This is a genomic window from Kitasatospora sp. NBC_01250, assembly GCF_036226465.1.
Classification (GTDB): Bacteria; Actinomycetota; Actinomycetes; order Streptomycetales; family Streptomycetaceae; genus Kitasatospora.
The window spans coordinates 1,827,437-1,851,897 of sequence record NZ_CP108476.1 but is presented as its reverse complement, the minus strand read 5'-3'; the positions used below and the strand labels follow the sequence as shown (position 1 = coordinate 1,851,897).

The 24,461-nt window shown below is 74.3% G+C and carries 2 protein-coding genes and 1 pseudogene; 1 reads left to right on the top strand and 2 read right to left on the bottom strand.

The features are described 5' to 3' along the window. Nucleotides 1-87: 87 nt before the first annotated feature. Both hemA and OG500_RS07575 read right to left on the bottom strand, forming a co-directional pair. A complete protein-coding gene (gene hemA, locus OG500_RS07580; RefSeq protein ID WP_329587440.1) occupies nucleotides 88-1,302 on the bottom strand; it encodes a 5-aminolevulinate synthase in 1,215 nt (404 codons plus the stop codon). A gap of 72 nt (nucleotides 1,303-1,374) precedes the next feature. Then, nucleotides 1,375-2,838: pseudogene (locus tag OG500_RS07575) on the bottom strand (class I adenylate-forming enzyme family protein); the annotation flags it as partial. Nucleotides 2,839-3,186: 348 nt separating this feature from the next. On the opposite strand from OG500_RS07575, the gene OG500_RS07570 reads away from it, so the two are divergent. Then, a complete protein-coding gene (locus tag OG500_RS07570; RefSeq protein WP_442907010.1) occupies nucleotides 3,187-24,429 on the top strand; it encodes a type I polyketide synthase in 21,243 nt (7,080 codons plus the stop codon). Nucleotides 24,430-24,461: the final 32 nt, after the last annotated feature.

Genomic DNA, 24,461 nt, shown 5'->3' with positions numbered 1-24,461 from the left:
CCTCCAGGGTCGATCGCTGTCCGCTGTCCGCTGTGCGGGGTACGGCCGCCGGCCGGGTGACGGGGGCACCCGGCCGGCCGCCGGGCGCTATCCCTCGGTGCGGGCGATGCCGAGCTCCTGCCAGATGGCGTCCAGCGCCTCGGCGAACTTCTCGACGTCGGCCGTGGTGTGTGTGGCCGAGGGGGCCACGCGCAGGATCTCCTCGCCCTCGCGGACGCTCGGGGCGTTGATCGCCTGCACGTAGATGCCGTAGCGCTCCAGCAGCATGGCCGAGGCCCGGCGGCAGGTGCTGTCCTCGCCGACGAAGACGGAGACGATGTGGGACATCGGCGAGACGAACGGGATGCGCCGCTCGGTCAGCAGCCGGTGCAGCAGCTGCGCGTTCTCCCGCAGGCGGGTGCGCTCCTCGTCCGAGGAGCGCAGGTGCCGCACCGCCGCCAGCGCGCCCGCCGCGATGGCCGGCGGGAGCGAGGTGGTGAAGATGAAGCCGCGGGCGAAGCCGCGCACCGCGTCGATCATCGCGGCGGGGCCGGCGATGTAGCCGCCGCAGGTGCCGTAGCCCTTGGCGAGGGTGCCCATCACGACGGTGAACTCGTCGGCGATGCCCTCCAGGGCGGCGATGCCCGCGCCCTCGGGGCCGTACATGCCGACCGCGTGCACCTCGTCGATGTACGTGGTGGCGCCGTGGCGCCGGGCGGCCTCGGCGATCTCGGCGAGCGGCGCGATGTCACCGGACATCGAGTACACCGACTCCATGACGACGAGCTTGGGGCGGTCGCCGTCGGCGGCCATCAGCTCGTCGAGGTGCGCGACGTCGTTGTGGCGGAAGATCCGCTTCTCCACGCCGCTGTGGCGCAGGCCGTCGATGATCGAGGCGTGGTTCAGCTGGTCGGAGTAGACGACGGTGCCGGGCATCCGGCCGGCCAGCACGGTGAGCGCGGCGTCGTTCGCGGTGTAGCCGGAGGTGAACAGCAGCGCCGCCTCCTTGCCGTGCAGCGCCGCGAGTTCCTTCTCCAGCAGCACGTGGTGGTAGTTCGTGCCGCCGATGTTGCGCGAACCGCCGGAGCCGGCCCCGAAGGTGTCGATGGCCTCCTTCATGGCCGCCAGCACCGACGGGTTCTGGCCCATGCCGAGGTAGTCGTTGCTGCACCAGACGCTGATCTCCAGCTCGCCGCCCTTGTGCCCCTCGCGCGCGGTGGCGCTGGGGAACCGGCCGACGCGGCGGCCGATCTCCAGGAACTGCCGCGCCTGGTCGGCAAATTCCTGCATCTCACGGGTGAAGAATTCCAGGTGTTGGGTCATGGTGGTGTCACTCGCCTTCTGAGGAACGAGGCCCAGCGCGCGCAGCTGCGGCTTGTCCGGCTTGCCGGAGGCGTTCAGCGGGAGCTCGTCGAGCAGCATGATGTGTTCGGGGGCGTGCACGGGGGACAGGGCCGCGGCGACGTGGGACCGGATGTCCTCGGCGCCGATCCCGGCACCGGGCTGCAGCACCACGGCCGCGTGCACGTGTTCGACGTTGTCGGCGTCCTTGACGCCGTAGACCGCGGCGTGCGCGACGCCGGGCAGCGCCAGCACGGCGCGCTCCACCTCGGTCGGGTGGACCTTGACGCCCCGGGTCTTGACCACGTCGGCGATCCGGTCCAGCAGGTACAGCAGGCCGTCCTCGTCGAGCCGGCCGAGGTCGCCGGTGCGCACCCAGCCGTCGCGCAGCACGGTGGCCGACAGCTCGGGGTCGTCCCAGTAGCCGTCCATCACGTGCGGCGAACGGAACCACACCTCGCCCTGGGTCCCCACCGGGACCTCGGCGCCGGAGTCGGGGTCGCACACCTTGACCTCGACCTCGGGGAACGGGCGGCCCACCGAGGAGAGCAGTCGCGGGTCCTGGTGCTCCCAGGGGTTGAGGTGGGTGATCCGGCCGCCCTCGCTGGCCCCGTAGGCCTGGAGCAGCCGGAAGCCGAACACCTCGACGGCGTCGGCCAGTCGGGCGGGTGCCGCGGCGCTGCCGGTGTAGATCAGCAGCCAGAGCGTGGTCAGGTCGGCCGTGCGGCTGTCGGGGTGGTCGAGCAGGCGGTAGAGGTGCTCGGTGGCCATGAAGGTCCGGGTGATCTTCTCCTCGGCCACCGTGCGCAGCACCGCGCCGGGCTCGAACTCCTCGTGCAGCACGACCGTTCCGCCGGAGAGCAGGACGGCGTCGGCCATCGGGCCGACCGTGTGGCTCAGCGGGGTGGTGACGAGCATCCGGGGGTGGTCGGCCTCGATCATCGAGCCGAGGTTGGTGCGGACGCTGCTCTCCCAGATGCGGTTGGACATCCGGATGCCCTTGGGGCGCCCGGTGCTGCCGCTGGTGAACAGCACCGCGGCCAGCGCCTCGGCGTCGAACGGCGTGCTCTCGCCGAGCTCCGCCGCGGGCCGCGCGGCGATCGGCACCGCGCCCGCCGCGTCCAGGTGGTAGCCGGTGATCGTCGGCGGCGTGTCCGCCAGAGCAGCCAACTCGGCGGCCCGCGCCACGTTTTCGGCATCGGTGAAGAGCACCGAGACGGCCGTGTCGCGCAGGATCCGCAGCTGTCCCTCGACCGGCAGCACCCGCTTGGCCGACCCCGGGTTGATCGTGCCGAGGTAGCAGACGGCGGCGCCGAGCAGATGGGCGGCGTGACGCGCGCTGAACATGTCGGGGCTGTTGGGCGTCACCAGGATGCCCACCATGCTGCCGGGACCGACCCCGAGGCCGCGCAGGGTGTGCACCGCGCCGCTGACGGCGTCGGCGAAGTCGCCGGCCCGCACGTCGCGACCCTGCCAGGACAGGGCGGCGCGGTCCGGGTCCGCCGCCAGTGCCGCCATGATCTCGGCGGCGTAACCGCCGGTCTGCGAGTCGTCCGGATCAGCCATGGTGACCTCGATTCAATGCGCTTGCCCTGGCCCGGTCCGCGGTCTTGCACGGACTCACGCCAGCTTTTCCGCTGGGCCGACCCACCGGCAATGGGCGAACGGGCCGCCGGACCGGGCCCCCGCCACGGGGCACCACGGGGGTACCCGATCGGCTACTGCCGGATCGGCGCACGCCACGGGCGCGGTGAGCAGCGCACGGGCAGCGCCCTAGGGGACGGTTAGGGGTTGAGGGGCCCCTGGGGCCCGACCATCATCTGGCTAGCGAAATGCCATGGGCGAGGTGGCTGCGAATTCCTGCCGGTGAATTCCGTCGAAGCGCGACGTGAGCCGACTGGATGCGTTGAAGAGGTGGGCAATCAGATGTCGAATGAAGAGACGCTTCGTGACTACCTCAAGTGGGTGACCGCCGATCTGGCGCAGACCCGCCAGCGCCTCCAGGAGGTGGAGAGCGCCGACCACGAACCGATCGCCATCATCGGCATGGCCTGCCGCTTCCCCGGCGACGTCGCCTCGCCGGAGGAGCTGTGGCGCCTGGTGCACGAGGGCCGGGACGCCGTCGACGCCTTCCCCGTCAACCGCGGCTGGGACCGCGACGCCATCTACCACCCGGACCCGGACCACCCGGGCACCTCCTACGTCGACGAGGGCGGCTTCCTGCACCGGGCCACCGAGTTCGACCCGGCGTTCTTCGGCATCTCGCCGCGCGAGGCGCTCGCGATGGACCCGCAGCAGCGGCTGCTCCTGACCACCTCCTGGGAGGCGTTCGAGCGGGCCGGCATCGACCCGGCCACCCTGCGCGGCAGCCGCACCGGCGTCTTCGCCGGTGTCATCTACCACAACTACGCCGCCCGCCTGCACGCCGTGCCGGAGGGCGTCGAGGCTTTTCTGGGCACCGGCAGCTCGGCCAGCATCGCCTCGGGCCGGGTCGCCTACACGCTGGGCCTGGAGGGCCCGGCGCTCACCATCGACACCGCCTGCTCCTCCTCGCTGGTCGCCCTGCACCTGGCCTGCCAGTCGCTGCGCCGCGGCGAGTCCACGCTGGCGCTGGCCGGCGGCGTCACCGTGATGTCCACCCCCGAGGCGTTCGTCGACTTCAGCCGCCAGCGGGGTCTTGCCGCCGACGGCCGCTGCAAGGCGTTCGCCGCCGGTGCGGACGGCACCGGCTGGGGCGAGGGCGTCGGCATGCTGCTCGTCGAGCGGCTCTCCGACGCGCGGCGCAACGGGCACCCGGTGCTGGCGATCGTGCGCGGCACCGCCGTCAACCAGGACGGCGCCAGCAACGGCCTGACCGCCCCCAGCGGCCCCTCGCAGCAGCGCGTCATCCGCCAGGCCCTGGCGGACGCCCGGCTGACGCCCCAGCAGGTCGACGCCGTCGAGGCGCACGGCACCGGCACCTCGCTCGGTGACCCGATCGAGGCGCAGGCGCTGCTCGCCACCTACGGCCAGGACCGCCCCGCGGACCGCCCGCTCTGGCTCGGCTCGGTCAAGTCCAACCTCAACCACACCCAGGCCGCCGCGGGCGTCGCCGGTGTGATCAAGATGGTCGAGGCGATGCGCCACGGCGTGCTGCCCCGCACCCTGTACGCCGAGCAGCCCTCGCCGGTGGTCGACTGGACCGCGGGCGCCGTGCGGCTGCTCGCCGCGGAGCAGGCCTGGCCGCAGGGCGAGGAACCGCGCCGCGCCGCCGTCTCCTCCTTCGGCTTCAGCGGCACCAATGCGCACGCCATCCTCGAACAGGCGCCGCCGGCCGACGAGGCCGCCGAGCAGCCCGCGGTGACCGTGCGCACCCCGGTGGTGCCGTGGGTGCTGTCGGGGCGCACCGAGCAGGCGCTGGCCGAGCAGGCCGCCCGGCTGCTCGCCCTGCTGGACGCCGGGCCCGCGGTGGGCCCGGTCGACGTGGGCTTCTCGCTGGCCACCACCCGGGCCGCCTTCGAGCACCGGGCCGTCGTGGTCGGCGGCGAGCGCGACGAACTGCGGCGGGCGGTGGCCGCCCTCGCCCGCGGCGAGGAGAGTGCCGGCGCGCAGCAGGGCAGCACCGGTCCGGTGGGCCGGGTGGCCTTCCTCTTCGCCGGGCAGGGCAGCCAGCGCCTCGGCATGGGCGCCGAACTGTACGACGCCTTCCCGGTGTTCGCCGAGGCCTACGACGCGGCCTGCGCCGAGCTGGACCGCTACCTGGAGCGCCCGCTCAAGGAGGCCGTCGCCGACCCCGAGCTGCTGCACCGGACCGGATACACCCAGCCCGCGCTCTTCGCGATCGAGGTGGCGCTGTTCCGCCTCGTCGAGTCCTGGGGGGTGCGCCCGGACTACCTGGCCGGGCACTCGATCGGTGAGATCGCCGCCGCGCACGTCGCCGGTGTGCTGACCCTCGGCCACGCCGCCGCGCTGGTGGCCGCGCGCGGCCGGCTGATGCAGGCGCTGCCCGCCGGCGGCGCGATGCTGGCGGTGCAGGCCGCCGAGGCCGAGGTGCTCCCGCTGCTCGCGGGCCGCGCGGACGTGGCGATCGCCGCCGTCAACGGGCCTTCGGCCGTGGTGCTCTCGGGCGCCGAGCCGGCCGTCCTGGCGGTGGCCGGGCAGCTCGCGGAGCTGGGCCGCAAGACCAAGCGCCTCACCGTCAGCCATGCCTTCCACTCGCCGCTGATGAGCGGCATGCTCGACACCTTCCGCGCCGTCGCCGAGCGGCTGAGCTACGCCGCGCCGCGGATCCCGATCGTCTCCACCCGCACCGGCCGGCTCGCCACCGCCGAGGAGCTCTGCTCCGCGGACCACTGGGTGCGCCACGTCCGCGAGGCCGTGCGGTTCCAGGACGCCGTGGCCGGCCTGGAGGCCGAGGGCGTGCGCACCTTCCTGGAGCTGGGGCCCGACGGCACCCTCACCGCCCTGGCCCAGGAGTGCGTCACCAAGGAGGCCGTCCTCGCCCCGGTGCTGCGGCCCGGACGCCCGGAGGCCGAGGCGTTCACCGCGGGCCTGGCGCGGCTGTTCGTGCGCGGGGTCCGGCTCGACTGGCCGGCCGTCTTCGCCGGCCGCGGCGCCCGGCGGGTCGACCTGCCCACCTACGCCTTCCAGCACGAGGAGTACTGGATCGACCGCTCGGCCCCGCTGCCGGCCGACGCGCGCGCGATCGGCCTCGGCTCTGCCGACCACCCGCTGCTCGGCGCGGTCGTGGCACTCGCCGACAGCGACGGCTTCTTCTTCTCCGGCCGCCTCGCGGTCGACACCCACCCCTGGCTGGCCGACCACGCGGTGGCCGGCTCGGTGCTGCTGCCCGGCACCGCCTTCGTCGAACTGGCGATGCGGGCCGGCGACCACGTCGGCTGCGACCGGCTGGAGGAGCTGACCCTGGCGGCGCCGCTGGTGCTGCCCGAAACGGGCGGCGTCCAGGTGCAGTTGTGGGTCGGCCGGGCGGAGGCGACCGGGCTGCGCCCGCTGACCGTCTACTCCCGCCCGGAGGACGCCGAGGACGACGAGCCGTGGACCCGGCACGCCGAGGGCCTGCTCGGCACCGGCACCACCACCGCCCCGGCCGGCTTCGAGACCGCCGTCTGGCCGCCCGCCGAGGCCGCCCCGGTCGAGCTCACCGGCTTCTACCAGGCGCTCGCCGAGGCCGACTTCGGCTACGGCCCGGTCTTCCAGGGCCTGCGCGCCGCCTGGGTGCGCGGCGAGGAGGTCTTCGCCGAGGTCGCGCTGCCCGAGTCCGCCGCCGGCGAGGCGGCCGGCTTCGGCCTGCACCCCGCGCTGCTCGACGCGGCCCTGCACGCCGTGGCCCTCACCACCGGGCAGGGCGGCCCCGCGCAGGGGCGGCTGCCGTTCTCCTTCACCGGGGTCGCGCTGCACGCGGTCGGCGCCGCCACGCTGCGGGTGCGGATCGCCCCGGCCGGTCCCGACTCCGTCGCGCTCACCGCCGTGGACGCCGCCGGCGCGCTGGTCTCCACCGTCGAGAGCCTGGTGCTGCGCCCGATCGCCCCCGTCCAGCTCCAGGAGGCCGACCGCCTCGCCGCCGCCGTCGCCGAGGCGCTGTTCGAACTCACCTGGACGCCCCTCACGCTGCCCGAGCCCGCCGACGCGCCCGCCGAGCGGCACACCGTCGTCGGCCCCGACCCGCTCGGCCTCGCCGCCGGCCTGCTCGCCGCCGGGCACGGCGTCGACGCACCGCAGAGCCTGGCCGCCCTGGCCGCGCGCCTGGGCACCGACGGCTCCGCGCCCACCACCCTCCACCTGCCGATCGGCGCTGCCGCGGGCTCGGCCGAGGAGGCCCGCACGGCCGTCCAGGAGGTGCTCGCCCGGCTCCAGGAGTGGCTGGCGGAGGAGGCGTTCGCCGATTCCCGCCTGGTGGTGGTGACCCGCGGTGCGGTGGCCGCCCTGCCGGGTGAGGATGTCGCCGATCTGCCGTCGTCGGCGGCGTTGGGCCTGCTGCGCTCGGCGCAGTCGGAGAACCCGGGCCGGATCGTGCTGGTGGACGTCGACGACGCGTCGCTTTCGGCGCTGCCCGGTGCGGTGGAGCTGGGCGAGCCGCAGCTGGCGCTGCGTGCGGGTGCGGCGTATGTGCCGCGTCTGGTGCGGGCTTCGGCGGCCGGTGACGAGGTGTCGCCGGTGCGGCTGGACCCGGAGGGCACGGTGCTGGTGACCGGTGCGACGGGGACGCTGGGTGGTCTCTTCGCGCGGCATCTGGTGAGCGAGTACGGGGTGCGTCGGCTGCTGTTGGTGTCGCGGCGCGGTGAAGCGGCCGAGAGCGCGGCGGAGTTGGCGGCCGGGCTGACCGAACTGGGCGCCTCGGTGCGGTTCGCGGCCTGTGACGTGGCGGACCGGGAGGCGCTGGCCGGGCTGCTCGGATCGCTGGAGCACCCGCTGACCGCCGTGGTGCACACCGCCGGTGTGCTGGACGACGGCATCGTCTCCTCGCTGACGGCGGAGCGGGTCGACGCGGTGCTGCGACCCAAGGTGGACGCGGCCTGGCACCTGCACGAACTGACGAAGCATCAGAACCTTGCCGCGTTCGTGCTCTTCTCCTCCGCCGCCGGGGTGTTCGGCGCGGCCGGGCAGGGCAACTACGCGGCGGCCAACGCCTTCCTGGACGGGCTCGCCGAGCAGCGCCGGGCGGCCGGGCTGCCGGCCACCTCGTTGGCCTGGGGCCTGTGGGCCGGCGGCATGGCCGGAACCCTGGACGAGGCCGACGTCGAGCGGATGACCCGCAACGGCGTCGCCCCGCTCACCGGCGAGCTGGGCCTGGCCCTGTTCGACGCGGCGCTCGTCCGGCCCGCCGCCACCCTGGTGCCGATCCGGCTCGACCAGGCCGGGCTGCGCCACCAGGCCAGGACCGGCCGCCTGCCCGCCGTGCTGGCGGGCCTGGTGCGCACCCCGGTCCGCCGGGTGGCCGCCGCCGGCGGCGCGGGCGGGGACGCCACGCTGGTGCAGCGCCTGCTCGCGCTCACCGAGGAGGAGCAGCAGCGCGCCCTCGTCGAGCTGGTCCGCACCCAGGTCGCCCTGGTGCTGGGCCACGCGGGCGCCCACACCGTCGACCCGGCCAAGGCCTTCCGCGAGATCGGCTTCGACTCGCTGACCTCGGTCGAGCTGCGCAACCGGCTGAACAGCGTGGCCGGGGTCCGCCTGCCGGCCACCGTCGTCTTCGACTACCCGACCCCCGCCGCACTCGCCGGCTACCTGCACACCGAGGCGCTGGGCCTGGGCGAGGCCGCCACCGAGGCCGCCCCCGCGCCGGTCGCCGCCTCGGACGACCCGATCGCCATCGTCGGCATGGCCTGCCGCTACCCGGGCGGGGTGCGCTCGCCCGAGGACCTGTGGCAGCTGATCGCCGCCGGGGCCGACGGCATCTCCGCCTTCCCCACCGACCGCGGCTGGGACGTCGAGAACCTCTACCACCCGGACCCGGACCACCCGGGCACCTCGTACACCAGCGAGGGCGGCTTCCTGCACGGCGCCGGCGACTTCGACCCGGCCTTCTTCGGGATCTCGCCGCGCGAGGCGCTGGCGATGGACCCGCAGCAGCGGCTGCTCCTGGAGACCTCCTGGGAGGCCTTCGAGCGGGCCGGCATTGACCTGGACTCGGTGCGCGGCAGCCGGACCGGCGTCTTCGCCGGGATCATGTACCACGACTACATCACCCGGCTGCCCGCCATCCCGCCGGGCGTCGAGGGCTACCTCGGCACCGGCAACTCGGGCAGCATCGCCTCGGGCCGCGTCTCCTACGTGCTGGGCCTGGAGGGCCCGGCGGTCACCGTCGACACCGCCTGCTCCTCCTCGCTGGTCGCGCTGCACTGGGCGATCCAGGCGCTGCGGACCGGCGAGTGCACGATGGCGCTGGCCGGCGGCGCGACCGTGATGGCCAAGCCCGACACCTTCGTCGACTTCAGCCGCCAGCGCGGCCTGGCCCGCGACGGGCGCTGCAAGTCGTTCTCGGACGACGCGGACGGCACCGGCTGGGCCGAGGGCGCGGGCATGCTGCTGGTCGAGCGGCTCTCCGACGCCCGCCGCCACGGGCACCCGGTGCTCGCGGTCGTGCGCGGCTCGGCGATCAACCAGGACGGCGCGTCCAACGGCCTGACCGCGCCCAACGGGCCGTCCCAGCAGCGGGTGATCCGCCAGGCGCTGGCCTCGGCCGGGCTGACCGGGGACCAGATCGACCTGGTCGAGGCGCACGGCACCGGCACCACCCTCGGCGACCCGATCGAGGCGCAGGCGCTGCTCGCCACCTACGGCCAGGAGCACACCGAGGAGCAGCCGCTCTGGCTCGGCTCGGTCAAGTCCAACCTGGGCCACACCCAGGCGGCGGCCGGTGTCGCGGGCATCATCAAGGTGATCATGGCGATGCGGCACGGGGTGCTGCCGCAGACGCTGCACGTCGGCGAGCCGTCGACGCACGTGGACTGGTCCGCCGGGGCGGTGGAACTGCTCACCGAGGCCCGGGAGTGGCCGCAGGGCGACCGGCCGCGCCGGGCCGGCGTCTCCTCCTTCGGCATCAGCGGCACCAACGCGCACGCCATCATCGAGGAGCCGCCGGCAGTGCCTGTGGCGTCCGTGGCGTCCGCGTCCGTGCTGCCGGTACTGCCTGCCGTGCCTGTGATGCCCGTACTGCCCGTCGTGCTGTCGGCGAAGAGCCCCGAGGCGCTGCGGGCGCAGGCCGAGCGGCTGCGGGAACACCTGCGGGAGCGGCCCGGGACCACCCTGCCCGACCTCGCCTTCTCGCTCGCCACCACCCGCACGGCCTTCGAACACCGCGTGATCCTGCCGATCGCCGAACCCGAGCTGCTCGACGCCGAGTTGGCGTCCTTTGCGGCCGGCGAGCCGGCCGCGGCGTGTGCGGTGCTGGGTGTGGCGGGTTCGGCGGGGCGGACGGCGTTCCTGTTCGCGGGGCAGGGGAGTCAGCGGGCGGGGATGGGGGCGGAGTTGTGTGCTGCGTTCCCGGTGTTCGCCGAGGTCTATGAAGCGGTCCGTGTGGAGTTGGACCGGTACCTGGAGACGCCGCTGGCCGAGGCCGGTGGGCTGCTGGATGAGACGGCGTATACGCAGCCGGCGTTGTTCGCGTTGGAGGTGGCGCTGTTCCGGTTGGTGGAGTCGTGGGGTGTGGTGCCGGACTTCTTGGTGGGGCATTCGATTGGTGAGGTGGCGGCGGCGCATGTGGCGGGGGTGTTGTCGCTGGCGGATGCGGCGCGGTTGGTGGTGGCGCGTGGGCGGTTGATGCAGGCGTTGCCTGCGGGTGGTGCGATGGTGGCGGTGCAGGCGGGCGAGGCGGAGGTGTTGCCGCTGCTGGTGGGGCGTTCGGATGTGGGGATTGCTGCGGTCAACGGGCCTGCTGCTGTGGTGCTTTCGGGTGCCGAGGCGGGGGTGTTGGAGGTTGTGGGTCGGCTGGGTGGCAGGTTCAGGCGGCTGACGGTGAGTCATGCGTTCCATTCGCCGTTGATGGAGCCGATGCTGGCGGAGTTCCGTGCGGTGGTGGCGGGGTTGGCTTTCGGGGAGCCGCGGATCCCGATCGTGTCGACGTTGGACCGGTCGGCGGATCTGGCTTCGGTGGAGTACTGGGTGCGGCATGTCCGTGAGGCGGTGCGGTTCGCTGACGCGATCGCGGTGTTGAAGGCGGAGGGGGTGCGCAGCTTCCTGGAGCTGGGGCCGGACGGCACGCTCTCCGCACTCGGCCAGGCCTGCGTGAGCGCCGAGGACGAGGCGCTGTTCGCTCCCGTGCTGCGCCGTGACCGGGCGGAGGCGGAGACCTTCACCACCGCCCTCGCCCAGCTGCACGTGCGCGGCGTCAAGCTCGACTGGTCGGCCGTCTTCGCGGGCACCGGTGCCCGGCGGATCGACCTGCCCACCTACGCCTTCCAGTACGAGCGCTACTGGCTGGAGGCGCCGCCGATTCCGGTGGGCGAGGCGGCCGTTGCCCTGCTCGGTCTCGACCTGGCCGATCACCCGCTACTGGGCGCCTTCGTCGGCCTGGCCGACGCCGACGGGCTGCTCTTCACCGGGCGGCTCGCGGTGGACACCCACCCCTGGCTGGCCGACCACGCCGTCGGCGAGGTCGTCCTGCTGCCGGGCACGGCCTTCGTGGAGCTGGCGATCCGGGCCGGCGACCAGGTCGGCTGCGACCTGCTGGACGAGCTGACGCTGGAGGCGCCGCTCGTCCTGCCGGAACGCGGTGGCGTTCAGATGCAGGTCGCGGTGGGTGGGCCCGACGAGGCCGGTCGACGTCAACTCTCGGTCCACTCGCGGCTGGAGGACGCGGGACCGGAGGAGCCGTGGACCCGGCACGCGACCGGTGTCCTCGCGGTGGGCGAGCGGGCGGCGTCGTTCGAGCTGACGCAGTGGCCGCCGGCCGGTGCGGAGACGGTGCCGGTCGAGGCGGTCTACCCGAACTTCGAGGCGGCGGGCTTCGGTTACGGTCCGGTCTTCCGTGGGTTGCGGGCGGCCTGGCGGCGTGGTGGTGAGGTGTTCGCCGAGGTGGTGCTGCCGGAGGAGGCGGCTGAGGAGGCGGGTCTGTTCGGTCTGCATCCGGCGTTGTTGGACGCGTCGTTGCATGCGATCGGGCTGATGGGTGGCCTGGTGGCGGAGCCGGGTGAGGGGCGGTTGCCGTTCGCGTGGTCGGGTGTGTCGCTCTTCGCTGCGGGTGCGGTGGAGTTGCGGGTGCGGTTGTCGGCGGTGGGCACGGGTGCGGTGTCGTTGGTGGTGGCCGATGGCACGGGTGCGCCGGTGGCGTCGGTCGATTCGCTGGTGCTGCGGCCTTTCTCGGCCGAGCAGTTGGCGGTTGGTGGTGGGCGGTCCGAGGCGTTGTTCCGGACGGAGTGGTCGGGTGTGGCGCTGCCGTCGGCCGGGTCGCTCGGTGCGGTGGCGGTGCTGGGTGAGGACGGCCTCGGGTTCGCGGGGGCCAGGTGTGTCGCGGAGTTGCGCGAGCTGGTCGCGGCGGTGCCGGACACGATCGTGCTGCCTGTGCTGCCTGTGCTGCCGGTGGAGGCCGGGGACGTTGTCGCAGCCACCCATGAGGCTGTGCGCGTTGCCTTGGCGCTGGTGCAGGAGTGGTTGGCGGAGGAGGCGTTCGCCGATTCCCGGCTTGTGGTGGTGACGCGTGGTGCGGTGGCTGCGTTGCCGGGTGAGGACGTGCGTGATCTGCCGTCGGCGGCGGTTCTGGGTCTGTTGCGGTCGGCGCAGTCGGAGAATCCGGGCCGGAGCGTGCTGGTGGACGTGGACGATGCTTCGTCGTCCGTGCTGGCGGCGGCCGTGGAGGTGGGTGAGCCGCAGGTGGCGCTGCGTGCGGGTGCGGCGTATGTGCCGCGTCTGGTGCGGGCTTCGGCGGCCGGTGACGAGGTGTCGCCGGTGCGGCTGGACCCGGAGGGCACGGTGCTGGTGACCGGTGCGACGGGGACGCTGGGTGGTCTCTTCGCGCGGCATCTGGTGAGCGAGTACGGGGTGCGTCGGCTGCTGTTGGTGTCGCGGCGCGGTGAAGCGGCCGAGGGTGCGGTGGAGTTGGCGGCCGGGCTGACCGAGCTGGGTGCCTCGGTGCGGTTCGCGGCCTGTGACGTGGCGGACCGGGAGGCCCTTGCGTCGCTGCTCGCCTCGCTGGAGCAGCCGCTGACCGCCGTGGTGCACACCGCGGGTGTGCTGGACGACGGGGTGATCTCGTCCCTGACTCCGGAGCGGCTGGCTGCGGTGCTGCGGCCCAAGGTCGATGCGGCCTGGCACCTGCACGAGCTGACGAAGCATCAGAACCTTGCCGCGTTCATCGTCTTCTCCTCCGCTGCCGGGGTGTTCGGTGCGGCCGGGCAGGGCAACTACGCGGCGGGCAACGCTTTCCTGGACGCGCTCGCCGAGCACCGGCACGCCGCCGGTCTGCCGGCCCTCTCGCTGGCCTGGGGTCTGTGGGCCGAGGACGGCGGGATGGGCGCGGCCCTGGTCCGCTCGGACGTCGAGCGGATGGCGCGCGGCGGAGTCACCGCGCTGACCGCCGAGGACGGCCTGCTGCTCTTCGACGTGTCCGTGCAGGCCCCGGACCCGGTCCTGGTGCCGGTCCAGCTCGATCTCGCGGGCCTGCGCGCCCAGGCCGGGCTCGGCCTGCTGCCGCCGCTGCTGCGCGGCCTGGTCCGGGTGCCGGTGCGGCGCGCGGCGAAGGCGGCGGGCGGCGGTGCCGGATCGGCCCTGGCCCAGCGGCTGCTGGCGCTGCCGGAGGACGAGCGCGAGGCCGCGCTGCTGGCGCTGGTCTGCGCCGAGGTCGCCGCGGTGCTCGGCTACCCCGACCACGTCTCCGTGGACGGCTCCCGCGCCTTCAAGGAGCTCGGTTTCGACTCGCTGACGGCGGTCGAGCTGCGCAACCGTCTCAACGGAGCCACGGGACTGCGACTGCCGGCCACCCTGGTCTTCGACTACCCGACCCCGACCGCGCTGGCCGGGCTGCTCGGTGCCGAGCTGCTGGGCGCGCTGCCCGGGGACGGCCTGCCCGCCGTGGTGGCCGCGGCCGTCGACGACGAGCCGATCGCGATCGTCGGCATGGCCTGCCGCTTCCCCGGCGGGGTGGCCTCGCCCGAGGACCTGTGGGACCTGGTCGCGGGCGGCCGGGACGCGATCTCCTTCTTCCCCGAGGACCGCGGCTGGGACACCGAGAACCTCTACCACCCGGACCCCGACCACCAGGGCACCTCCTACACCCGCGAGGGCGGCTTCCTGCACGACGCCGGTCACTTCGACCCGGGCTTCTTCGGCATCTCGCCGCGCGAGGCACTGTCGATCGACCCGCAGCAGCGGCTGCTGCTGGAGACCTCCTGGGAGACCTTCGAGCGGGCGGGCATCGACCCGACCTCGCTCAAGGGCAGCCGGACCGGCGTCTTCGTCGGTGTGATGTACAACGACTACGGCGTCGTGCTGCAGCACTCGATCGAGGGCCTGGAGGGCCAGGTCGGCACCGGCTCGACGGGCAGTGTGGCCTCCGGCCGGGTCTCCTACACGCTGGGCCTGGAGGGTCCGGCGGTCACCATCGACACCGCCTGCTCCTCCTCGCTGGTCGCGCTGCACCTGGCGTGCCAGTCGCTGCGCTCGGGCGAGTCGACCCTCGCGCTGGCCGGCGGCGTCACGGTGATGCTGACGCCGGGCACCTTCGTGGAGTTCAGCCGCCAGCGCGGGCTGGCGACGGACGGGCGCTGCAAGGCCTTCTCGGACGACGCGGACGGCACCGGCTGGGGCGAGGGCGTCGGCATGGTGCTGGTCGAGCGGCTCTCCGACGCGCGGCGCAACGGGCACCAGGTGCTGGCCATCGTCCGCGGCTCCGCGGTCAACCAGGACGGTGCGTCCAACGGACTGACGGCGCCGAACGGGCCGTCCCAGCAGCGGGTGATCCGCCAGGCGCTGGCCAATGCGCGCCTGACGCCGGCCCAGGTCGACGCGGTGGAGGCGCACGGCACCGGCACCTCGCTGGGCGACCCGATCGAGGCCCAGGCGCTGCTCGCCACCTACGGTCAGGAGCACACCGAGGACCGGCCGCTCTGGCTCGGCTCGGTCAAGTCCAACCTCGGCCACACCCAGGCGGCGGCGGGCGCGGCCGGTGTGATCAAGATGGTGATGGCGATGCGGCACGGGGTGCTGCCGCAGACGCTGCACGTCGGCGAGCCGTCGACGCACGTGGACTGGTCCGCCGGAGCGGTGGAGCTGCTGAGCCGGGCCCAGGAGTGGCCGCAGACGGGCGAGCCGCGGCGCTCCGCGGTCTCCTCCTTCGGGATCAGCGGCACCAACGCGCACATCCTGCTGGAGCAGGCGCCCGCCGACGAGGCGGCGCCGGCGTCGCCGAGGCCGGCCGAGCGCATGCCCGTGCTGCCGTGGGTGCTGTCGGCGCGCACGGCGCAGGGGCTGCGCGGACAGGCCGAGCGGCTGCTGGCCCAGCTGGACGCCGAGCCGGCGCTCAACCCGGTCGACGTCGGCTTCTCCCTGGCCACCGGCCGGGCCGCCCTGGAGCACGGGGCCGTGCTGGTCGGCGGCGACCGTGCGGAACTGCGTGACGCGCTGGCGGCGCTGTCGCGCGGCGAGTCGGCGGCGCGGGCCGTGGCCGGGCGTGCGGGCACGGTGGGGCGGACGGCGTTCCTCTTCGCGGGGCAGGGCAGCCAGCGCCTCGGCATGGGCGCCGAACTCCACGCCGCCTACCCGGTGTTCGCCGCGGCCTACGACGCCGCCACCGCCGAGCTGGACCGGCACCTGGCGGTGCCGCTGGCCGAGGCCGGTGCGCTGCTCGACGAGACGGCGTACACCCAGCCCGCGCTCTTCGCCCTCGAAGTCGCGCTCTTCCGCCTGGTCGAATCCTGGGGCCTGCGGCCGGACTTCCTGGCCGGGCACTCGATCGGTGAGCTGGCCGCCGCGCACGTCGCGGGCGTCCTCTCGCTCGCCGACGCCGCCAGGCTGGTGGCCGCCCGCGGCCGGCTGATGCAGCAGCTGCCCGCCGGTGGCGCCATGGTGGCCGTCCAGGCCGCCGAAGCGGAGGTGCTGCCGCTGCTCGCCGACCGCTCCGACGTCGGTATCGCGGCCGTCAACGGGCCGACCTCCGTGGTGCTTTCGGGCACCGAGGCGGCGGTGCTGGAGCTGGCCGGGCAGCTGGGTGGCAAGTCCAGGCGGCTGACCGTGAGCCATGCGTTCCACTCGCCGCTGATGGAGCCGATGCTCGCCGAGTTCCGCGCGGTGGTATCGGAGTTGGCCTTCCACGAACCGCGGATCCCGATCGTCTCCACGCTCGACCAGGACGCCGACCCCACCACGGTCGACCACTGGGTGCGCCACGTCCGCGAGGCCGTCCGCTTCGCCGACGCGATCGCGGCGCTGGAGGGCCAGGGCGTCCGCACCTTCCTGGAGCTGGGCCCGGACGGCACGCTCTCCGCGCTCGGCCAGGCCTGCGCGACCGCCGAGGACGAGGTGCTCTTCACGCCCGTGCTGCGCCGTGACCGCGCGGAGGCGGAGACGTTCACCACCGCCCTCGCCCAGTTGCACGTGCGCGGCGCCAAGGTCGACTGGCCGGCGCGCTTCGCCGGGCTCGGCGCCCACCGGGTGGGTCTGCCGACCTATGCCTTCCAGCACGAGCGCTTCTGGCCCCGGCCGCTGACCGGCTGGGTCGGTGACGTCGCGTCGGCCGGTCTCGGCTCGGCGGATCACCCGCTGCTCGGTGCCTCGCTGGCGCTCGCGGATGCCGACGGCCACCTGTTCACCGGTCGGCTCGCGGTCGAGGCGAAGCCCTGGCTGGCCGACCACGCGATCGCGGGCAGCGTGGTGCTGCCGGGCACCGCTTTCGTGGAGCTGGCGATCCGGGCCGGCGACCAGGTCGGCTGCGGCCTGCTGGACGAGCTGATGCTGGAGGCTCCGCTCGTCCTGCCGGCGAAGGGCGGCGTTCAGGTGCAGCTGTGGGTCGGCACACCGGACGAGGCGGGCCGGCGCAGCGTCAGCATGTACTCGCGTGCCGAGGACGCGCCGTTCGGCGAGCCCTGGATGCGGCACGCGACGGGTGTGCTGGCGGTGGGTGAGCGGGTGGCGTCGTTCGAGTTGGCGCAGTGGCCGCCGGCGGGTGCCGAGGAGGTCGCGGTCGACGCGGTCTATCCGGGCTTCGAGGCGGTGGGCTTCGGGTACGGTCCGGCGTTCCGGGGGTTGCGGGCGGCGTGGCGGCGTGGCGAGGAGCTGTTCGCCGAGGTGGCGCTGCCGGCGGAGGTCGTCGAGGAGGCGGGCCTGTTCGGTCTGCATCCGGCGCTGCTGGACGCGACCCTGCATGCGATCGGGCTGGGCGGGCTGCTGGAGGACACCGGCCAGGGGCGGTTGCCGTTCGCCTGGTCGGGTGTCTCGCTCTTTGCCGCCGGTGCGGCCGAGGTGCGGGTGCGGCTGTCGGCGGCGGGTCCGGACACGGTGTCGCTGGCGGTGGCGGACGGGTCGGGTGCGCCGGTGGCGTCGATCGACTCGCTCGTGCTGCGGCCCTTCTCGGCCGAGCAGTTGGCGGGCCACGGGGACCGGCACGATGCGCTGTTCCGGCCCGACTGGACGCGGGTCGCCCTGTCGTCGTCGGAGTCGCCCGGTTCGGTCGCGGTGCTCGGTGCGGATCGTCTCGGGCTCGCGGGGGCCAGGTGCGTCGCGGAGTTGAGCGAGCTGGTCCCGGCAGCGCCGGACACCGTCGTGCTGCCGCTCCTGCCGCTCCTGCCGACCGATGCCGTGGATGTCGTCGCGGCCACGCATGAGGCGGTGCGCCGCACGCTGGGGCTGGTCCAGGAGTGGCTGGCGGAGGAGGCGTTCGCGGGCTCCCGGCTGGTGGTGGTGACCCGGGGCGCGGTGGCCGGTACCACCGAGCACGGCGTGGCCGATCTGCCGTCGGCGGCGGTGCTCGGTCTGCTGCGGTCGGCGCAGTCGGAGAACCCGGGCCGGATCGTGCTGATCGACATGGACGACCTGTCGCTGGCCGCGCTGCCCGGTGCGATCGACGCGGGCGAGCCGCAGCTGGCGTTGCGGGAGGGCCGGGCGTTCGCGGCGCGGTTGGCGCGGGTGGTGGTGGCCGAGGCCGAGGCGCCGGTGCTGGATCCGGCGGGCCTGGTGCTGCTCACGGGTGCGACGGGTTCGCTGGGTGGTCTGGTGGCCCGGCATCTGGTGGCGGAGTACGGTGCGCGGCGCTTGCTGCTGGTCTCGCGTCGTGGCGGAGCAGCCCCCGGGGCTGCCGAGTTGGCGGCCGGGCTGGCGGAGCTGGGTGCTTCGGTGGAGTTCGCGGCCTGCGATGTCGCGGACCGGGAGGCCCTTGCGTCGCTGCTCGGTTCGCTGGAGCAGCCGCTGACTGCCGTGGTGCACACCGCGGGTGTGCTGGACGACGGGGTGATCTCCTCGCTGACTCCGGAGCGGCTGGCTGCGGTGCTGCGGCCGAAGGTGGATGCTGCTTGGCATCTGCACGAGCTGACGAGGCATCAGGATCTGTCCGCGTTCGTGGTCTTCTCCTCGGCCGCCGGTGTGTTCGGCAATGCGGGGCAGGCCAACTATGCGGCGGCGAACAGTTTCCTGGACGCACTTGCCCAGCACCGTCGGGCGGCGGGGCTGCCGGCGGTGTCGTTGGCCTGGGGTCTGTGGGCCGAGGACGGCGGTATGGCCGGGGAGTTGGGTGCGGCCGAGGTCGAGCGGATGGCGCGCGGCGGTGTGCTGCCGCTCTCCGCGGCCGAGGGGCTGGCGCTGCTGGACGCCTCGGTGCGCTCGGGTGATCCGGTACTGGTGCCGGTCCGTCTTGAGCAGGCCGGTCTGCGGGAGCGGGCCGAGGCGGGGATGCTGCCGCCACTGCTGCGCGGCCTGGTCCGGGCGCCGATGCGGCGCACCGTCGAGGCCGTCAGCGGTGCCGCTGCGTCGGCGCTGGCCCAGCGGCTCGCGGCCGTGGCCGAGACCGAGCGGGCGGCGGTGCTGCTGGAGCTGGTCCGCGCCGAGGTCGCGGCGGTGCTCGGCTACACCGGGCCGGATGCGGTGGAGGCCGACCGGGCCTTCAAGGACCTGGGCTTCGACTCGCTGACGGCGGTCGAGCTGCGCAACCGGCTCAACGGGGTGACGGGTCTGCGGCTGCCGGCCACGCTGGTCTTCGACTACCCGACGCCGACCGCGCTCGCGGGGCTGCTCGGTGCCGAGCTGCTGGGCGCGCGGCCCGAGGACGGCGAGCCGTCCGTGCCGGCCGCGGCCGTCGACGACGATCCGGTCGCGATCGTCGGCATGGCCTGCCGCTTCCCCGGCGGGGTGACCACGCCGGAGGGCCTGTGGGACCTGGTGGCCGGTGGCCGGGACGCGGTCTCGTTCTTCCCCGAGGACCGGGGCTGGGACACCGAGAACCTCTACCACCCGGACCCCGACCACCCCGGCACCTCCTACACCCGGGAGGGCGGCTTCCTGCACGAGGCAGGGCTCTTCGACCCCGGCTTCTTCGGCATCTCGCCGCGCGAGGCGCTCTCGATGGACCCGCAGCAGCGGCTGCTGCTGGAGACCTCCTGGGAGGCGTTCGAGCGGGCGGGCATCGACCCGACCTCGCTCCGGGGCAGCCGGACCGGCGTCTTCGTGGGTGTGATGTACAACGACTACGGCGCGCTGCTCCAGCAGTCCGTGGAGGCGATGGAGGGCCAGGTCGGCACCGGGGCCTCGGGCAGTGTGGCCTCGGGCCGGGTCTCCTACACGCTGGGCCTGGAGGGTCCGGCGGTCACCATCGACACCGCCTGCTCCTCGTCACTGGTCGCGCTGCACCTGGCCTGCCAGTCGCTGCGCTCGGGCGAGTCGACGCTGGCGCTGGCCGGTGGCGTCACGGTGATGCTGACGCCGGGCACCTTCGTGGAGTTCAGCCGCCAGCGCGGGCTGGCCGCCGACGGGCGGTGCAAGCCGTTCTCGGACGACGCGGACGGCACCGCCTGGGGCGAGGGCGTCGGCATGGTGCTGGTGGAACGCCTGTCGGACGCACGGCGCAACGGGCACCAGGTGCTGGCCGTGGTGCGCGGCTCCGCGGTCAACCAGGACGGTGCCTCCAACGGACTGACGGCGCCGAACGGGCCGTCCCAGCAGCGCGTGATCAAGCAGGCGCTGGCCAGTGCGCGTCTGACCCCGGCCCAGGTCGACGCCGTCGAGGCGCACGGGACCGGCACCACCCTCGGCGACCCGATCGAGGCCCAGGCGCTGCTGGCCACCTACGGCCGCGAGCACACCGCGGAGCGGCCGCTCTGGCTCGGTTCGGTGAAGTCCAACCTGGGGCACACCCAGGCCGCGGCGGGCGCCGCCGGGATCATCAAGATGGTGCAGGCGATGCGCCACGGCGTGCTGCCGCAGACGCTGCACGTCGGCGAGCCGTCGACGCACGTGGACTGGTCGGCGGGCGCGGTGGAACTGCTGAGCGAGGCCCGGGACTGGCCGCAGACGGGCGAGCCCCGCCGGGCGGCGGTCTCCTCCTTCGGTTTCAGCGGGACCAACGCGCACATCATCCTGGAGCAGGCGCCGGACGCCGAGCCGGCGCCCGAGCCCGCCGACGAGGCCCCGGCCGCACCCGTCGTCGTCGGACACCCGCCGCTGCTGCTCTCCGGCCGCACGCCGGAGGCGCTGCGCGGCCAGGCCGGGCGACTGCTCGCCCACCTGGACGCCGAGCCGGCGCTCGACCCGGTCGACGTCGGTTACTCGCTGGTGACGACGCGCACGGTGCTGGAACACCGCGCGGCGGTCCTGGGCGGCAATCGCGAGGAGCTGCGCCGCGGCCTGGCGGCGCTGTCGCGCGGCGAGTCGGCGGCGCGGGTCGTCATCGGCGGCGCCGGTTCGGCGGGCCGCAGCGCGGTCCTGTTCACCGGCCAGGGCAGCCAGCGCGCCGGGATGGGCGCCGAACTCCGCGCCGCTTTCCCGGTGTTCGCCGAGGCATACGACGCGGTCCGCGTCGAGCTGGACCGGCACCTGGAGACGCCGCTGGCCGAGGCCGATGCCCTGCTCGACCAGACCGCCTACACCCAGCCGGCACTCTTCGCGCTCGAAGTCGCGCTCTTCCGTCTCGTCGAATCGTGGGGTGTGCGACCGGACTTCCTGGCGGGGCACTCGATCGGTGAGCTGGCCGCCGCGCATGTCGCGGGCGTTCTCTCGCTGGCCGATGCCGCCAAGCTGGTGGCCGCCCGTGGCCGATTGATGCAGGCGCTGCCCGCGGGTGGTGCGATGGTGGCGGTGCAGGCGAGCGAGGAGGAGCTGCTGCCGCTGCTGGCCGACCGCTGCGACGTGGGGATCGCCGCCGTCAACGGGCCTTCGGCCGTGGTGCTTTCGGGTGCCGAGCAGGCGGTGCTGGAGCTGGCCGAGAAGCTGGACCGCAGGACGAAGCGGCTCACCGTCAGCCATGCGTTCCACTCGCCGCTGATGGAGCCGATGCTGGCGGAGTTCCGCGCGATCGCCGGTGAACTGACCTTCCACGAGCCGAAGATCCCGATCGTCTCCACGCTCGACCGGTCCGCCGACCTGACCGACCCCGAGTACTGGGTGCGCCACGTCCGCGAGGCCGTGCGGTTCGCCGACGCGATCACGGCGCTGGAGGGCCAGGGCGTCCGTACCTTCCTGGAGCTGGGCCCCGACGGCACCCTCAGCGCCCTTGGCCAGGCCTGCGTGAGCCCCGAGGACGAGGCCCTGTTCACGCCCGTGCTGCGCCGCGATCGCGCGGAGGCGGAGACCTTCACCACCGCCCTCGCCCAGCTGCACGTGCGCGGCGCCAAGGTCGACTGGCCCGCACTCTTCACCGGACTCGGAGCCCAACGCGTCGACCTGCCGACCTACGCCTTCCAGCAGGAGAACTTCTGGCCCCGGGTCCGTGCGGGCCTGGTGGGCGATGTCGCCTCGGCCGGTCTGGGGGCAGCCGACCACCCGCTGCTGGGTGCCTCGTTGGCGCTCGCGGACGGCGACGGCCACGTCTTCACCGGGCGGCTCGCGGTGGACAGCCACCCGTGGCTGGCCGACCACGCGGTGGCCGGCACGGTGCTGCTGCCGGGCACCGCCTTCGTGGAGCTGGCGATCCGGGCCGGCGACCAGGTCGGCTGCAGCGTGGTGGAGGAACTGACCCTGGAGGCGCCGCTGGTGCTGCCGGCCAAGGGTGCGGTGCAGGTCCAGGTGACCGTTGCCGCGCCGGACGAGAGCGGTCGGCGCGGGGTCGGCCTGTACTCGCGGGCCGAGGACGCCGAACCGGACCAGCCGTGGACCCGGCACGCCAACGGCCTGCTGGCGGTCGATGCCGCCGAGGCGCGGGTCGGGCTGCCCGGCGACCTGACCCAGTGGCCGCCGACCGGTGCGCAGCCGGTGGCCGTCGACGGCCTGTACGACGGCTTCGCGACGGCCGGCTTCGGCTACGGCCCGGTGTTCCAGGGGCTGCGGGCGGCCTGGCGGCGCGGTGACGAGCTGTTCGCCGAGGTCGCGCTCCCCGAGGGCAGCCGGGCGGAGGCGGGCCACTTCGGTCTGCATCCGGCGCTGCTGGACGCCACCTTGCACGCGATCGCGCTCGGTGGCCTGCTGGAGGACACCGGCCAGGGGCGGTTGCCGTTCGCCTGGTCGGGTGTCTCGCTCTTCGCCACCGGCGCGGCCGAGGTGCGGGTGCGGCTGGCGGCGGCGGGTCCGGATGCGGTGTCGCTGGCGGTGGCGGACGGGTCGGGTGCGCCGGTGGCGTCGATCGACTCGCTCGTCCTGCGGGCCTTCTCGCCCGAGCAGTTGGCGGGCAGCGGCGGTCGGCACGAGGCGCTCCTCCGACCGGAGTGGACGGGCGTGGCGCTGCCGTCGGCCGGCTCGCTCGGTGCGGTCGGGGTGCTCGGTGCGGACGGCCTCGGGCTGGCGGGCGCGGAGTGCTTCGACGACCTGGAGGGACTGGGCGGGATCGTGCCGGACACGGTCGTCGTGCCGCTCCTGCCGACCGGCGCCGTCGATGGCGCCGCGGCCACCCATGCGGCTCTGCACCGCATGCTGGCGCTGGTGCAGGAGTGGCTGGCGGAGGAGGCGTTCGCCGGCTCCCGGCTGGTGGTGGTGACGCGCGGTGCGGTGGCCGTCAGCGCCGAGGAGGACGTCACGGATCTGCCGTCGGCGGCGGTGCTCGGTCTGCTGCGGTCGGCGCAGTCGGAGAACCCGGGCCGGATCGTGCTGGTGGACGTGGACGACGCGTCGCTGTCCGTGCTGCCCGGCGCGCTGGCCGCCGGTGAGCCGCAGCTGGCGTTGCGGGAGGGCCGGGCGTTCGCGGCGCGGTTGGCGCGGGTGCCGGTGGCGGCCGGGGCCGAGCTGCCGCTGCTGGATCCGGCGGGCCTGGTGCTGCTCACGGGTGCGACGGGTTCGCTGGGTGGTCTGGTGGCCCGGCATCTGGTGGCGGAGTACGGTGCGCGGAGTCTGCTGCTGGTCTCGCGTCGTGGCGGAGCAGCCCCCGGGGCTGCCGAGTTGGCGGCCGGGCTGGCGGAGCTGGGTGCTTCGGTGCGGTTCGCGGCCTGTGACGTCGCGGACCGGGAGGCCCTTGCGTCGCTGCTCGGTTCGCTGGAGCAGCCGCTGACCGCGGTGGTGCACACCGCGGGTGTGCTGGACGACGGGGTGATCTCCTCGCTGACTCCGGAGCGGCTGGCTGCGGTGCTGCGGCCGAAGGTGGATGCTGCTTGGCATCTGCACGAGCTGACGAGGCATCAGGATCTGTCCGCGTTCGTGGTCTTCTCCTCCGCTGCCGGTGTGTTCGGCAATGCGGGGCAGGCCAACTACGCGGCGGCGAACAGTTTCCTGGACGCACTCGCTCAGCACCGTCGGGCGGCGGGGCTGCCGGCGGTGTCGTTGGCCTGGGGTCTGTGGGCCGAGGACGGCGGTATGGCGGGGGAGTTGGGTGCGGCCGAGGTCGAGCGGATGGCGCGCGGCGGTGTGCTGCCGCTCTCCGCGGCCGAGGGGCTGGCGCTGCTGGACGCCTCGCTCGGTGCTGGTGATCCGGTGCTGGTGCCGGTCCGTCTTGAGCAGGCCGGTCTGCGGGAGCGGGCCGAGGCGGGGATGCTGCCGCCGCTGCTGCGCGGCCTGGTGCGCGGCGTCGCCGTCCGCCGTGCGGTGGAGGCGAGCGGACCGTCGCTCGCCCAGCGGCTGGCGGGCGTGGCCGAGGAGGACCGCGAGGCGGTCGTGCTGGAGCTGGTCTGCGGTGAGGTGGCGGCGGTGCTCGGCTATGCCGGCCCGCACGCGGTGGAGGCCGACCGGGCCTTCAAGGACCTGGGCTTCGACTCGCTGACGGCCGTCGAGCTGCGCAACCGGCTCAACGGGGTGACGGGTCTGCGGCTGCCGGCCACCCTGGTCTTCGACTACCCGACCCCGATGGCCCTGGTCGACCTGCTGCGGGCGGAGGTGGTGCCCGACCCGGCACAGGCCGTCGCACCGCTGCTCGACGAGCTGGACCGGCTGGAGGCCGCCCTGCTGGGGACGGCACCGGACACCGAGGCCCACCTGCGGGTCGCCAACCGCCTGCAGGCCCTGCTCACCCGGTGGAACGACCAGCAGGCCCCCGCCGCGGACGCCGAGGTGGCCGAGCAGCTCGACGAGGCCAGCGACGACGACCTGTTCGACTTCATCGGCAAGGAATTCGGCATCTCCTGATCGCCGCCCGCTTTTGTCGCAACATCCCGAGA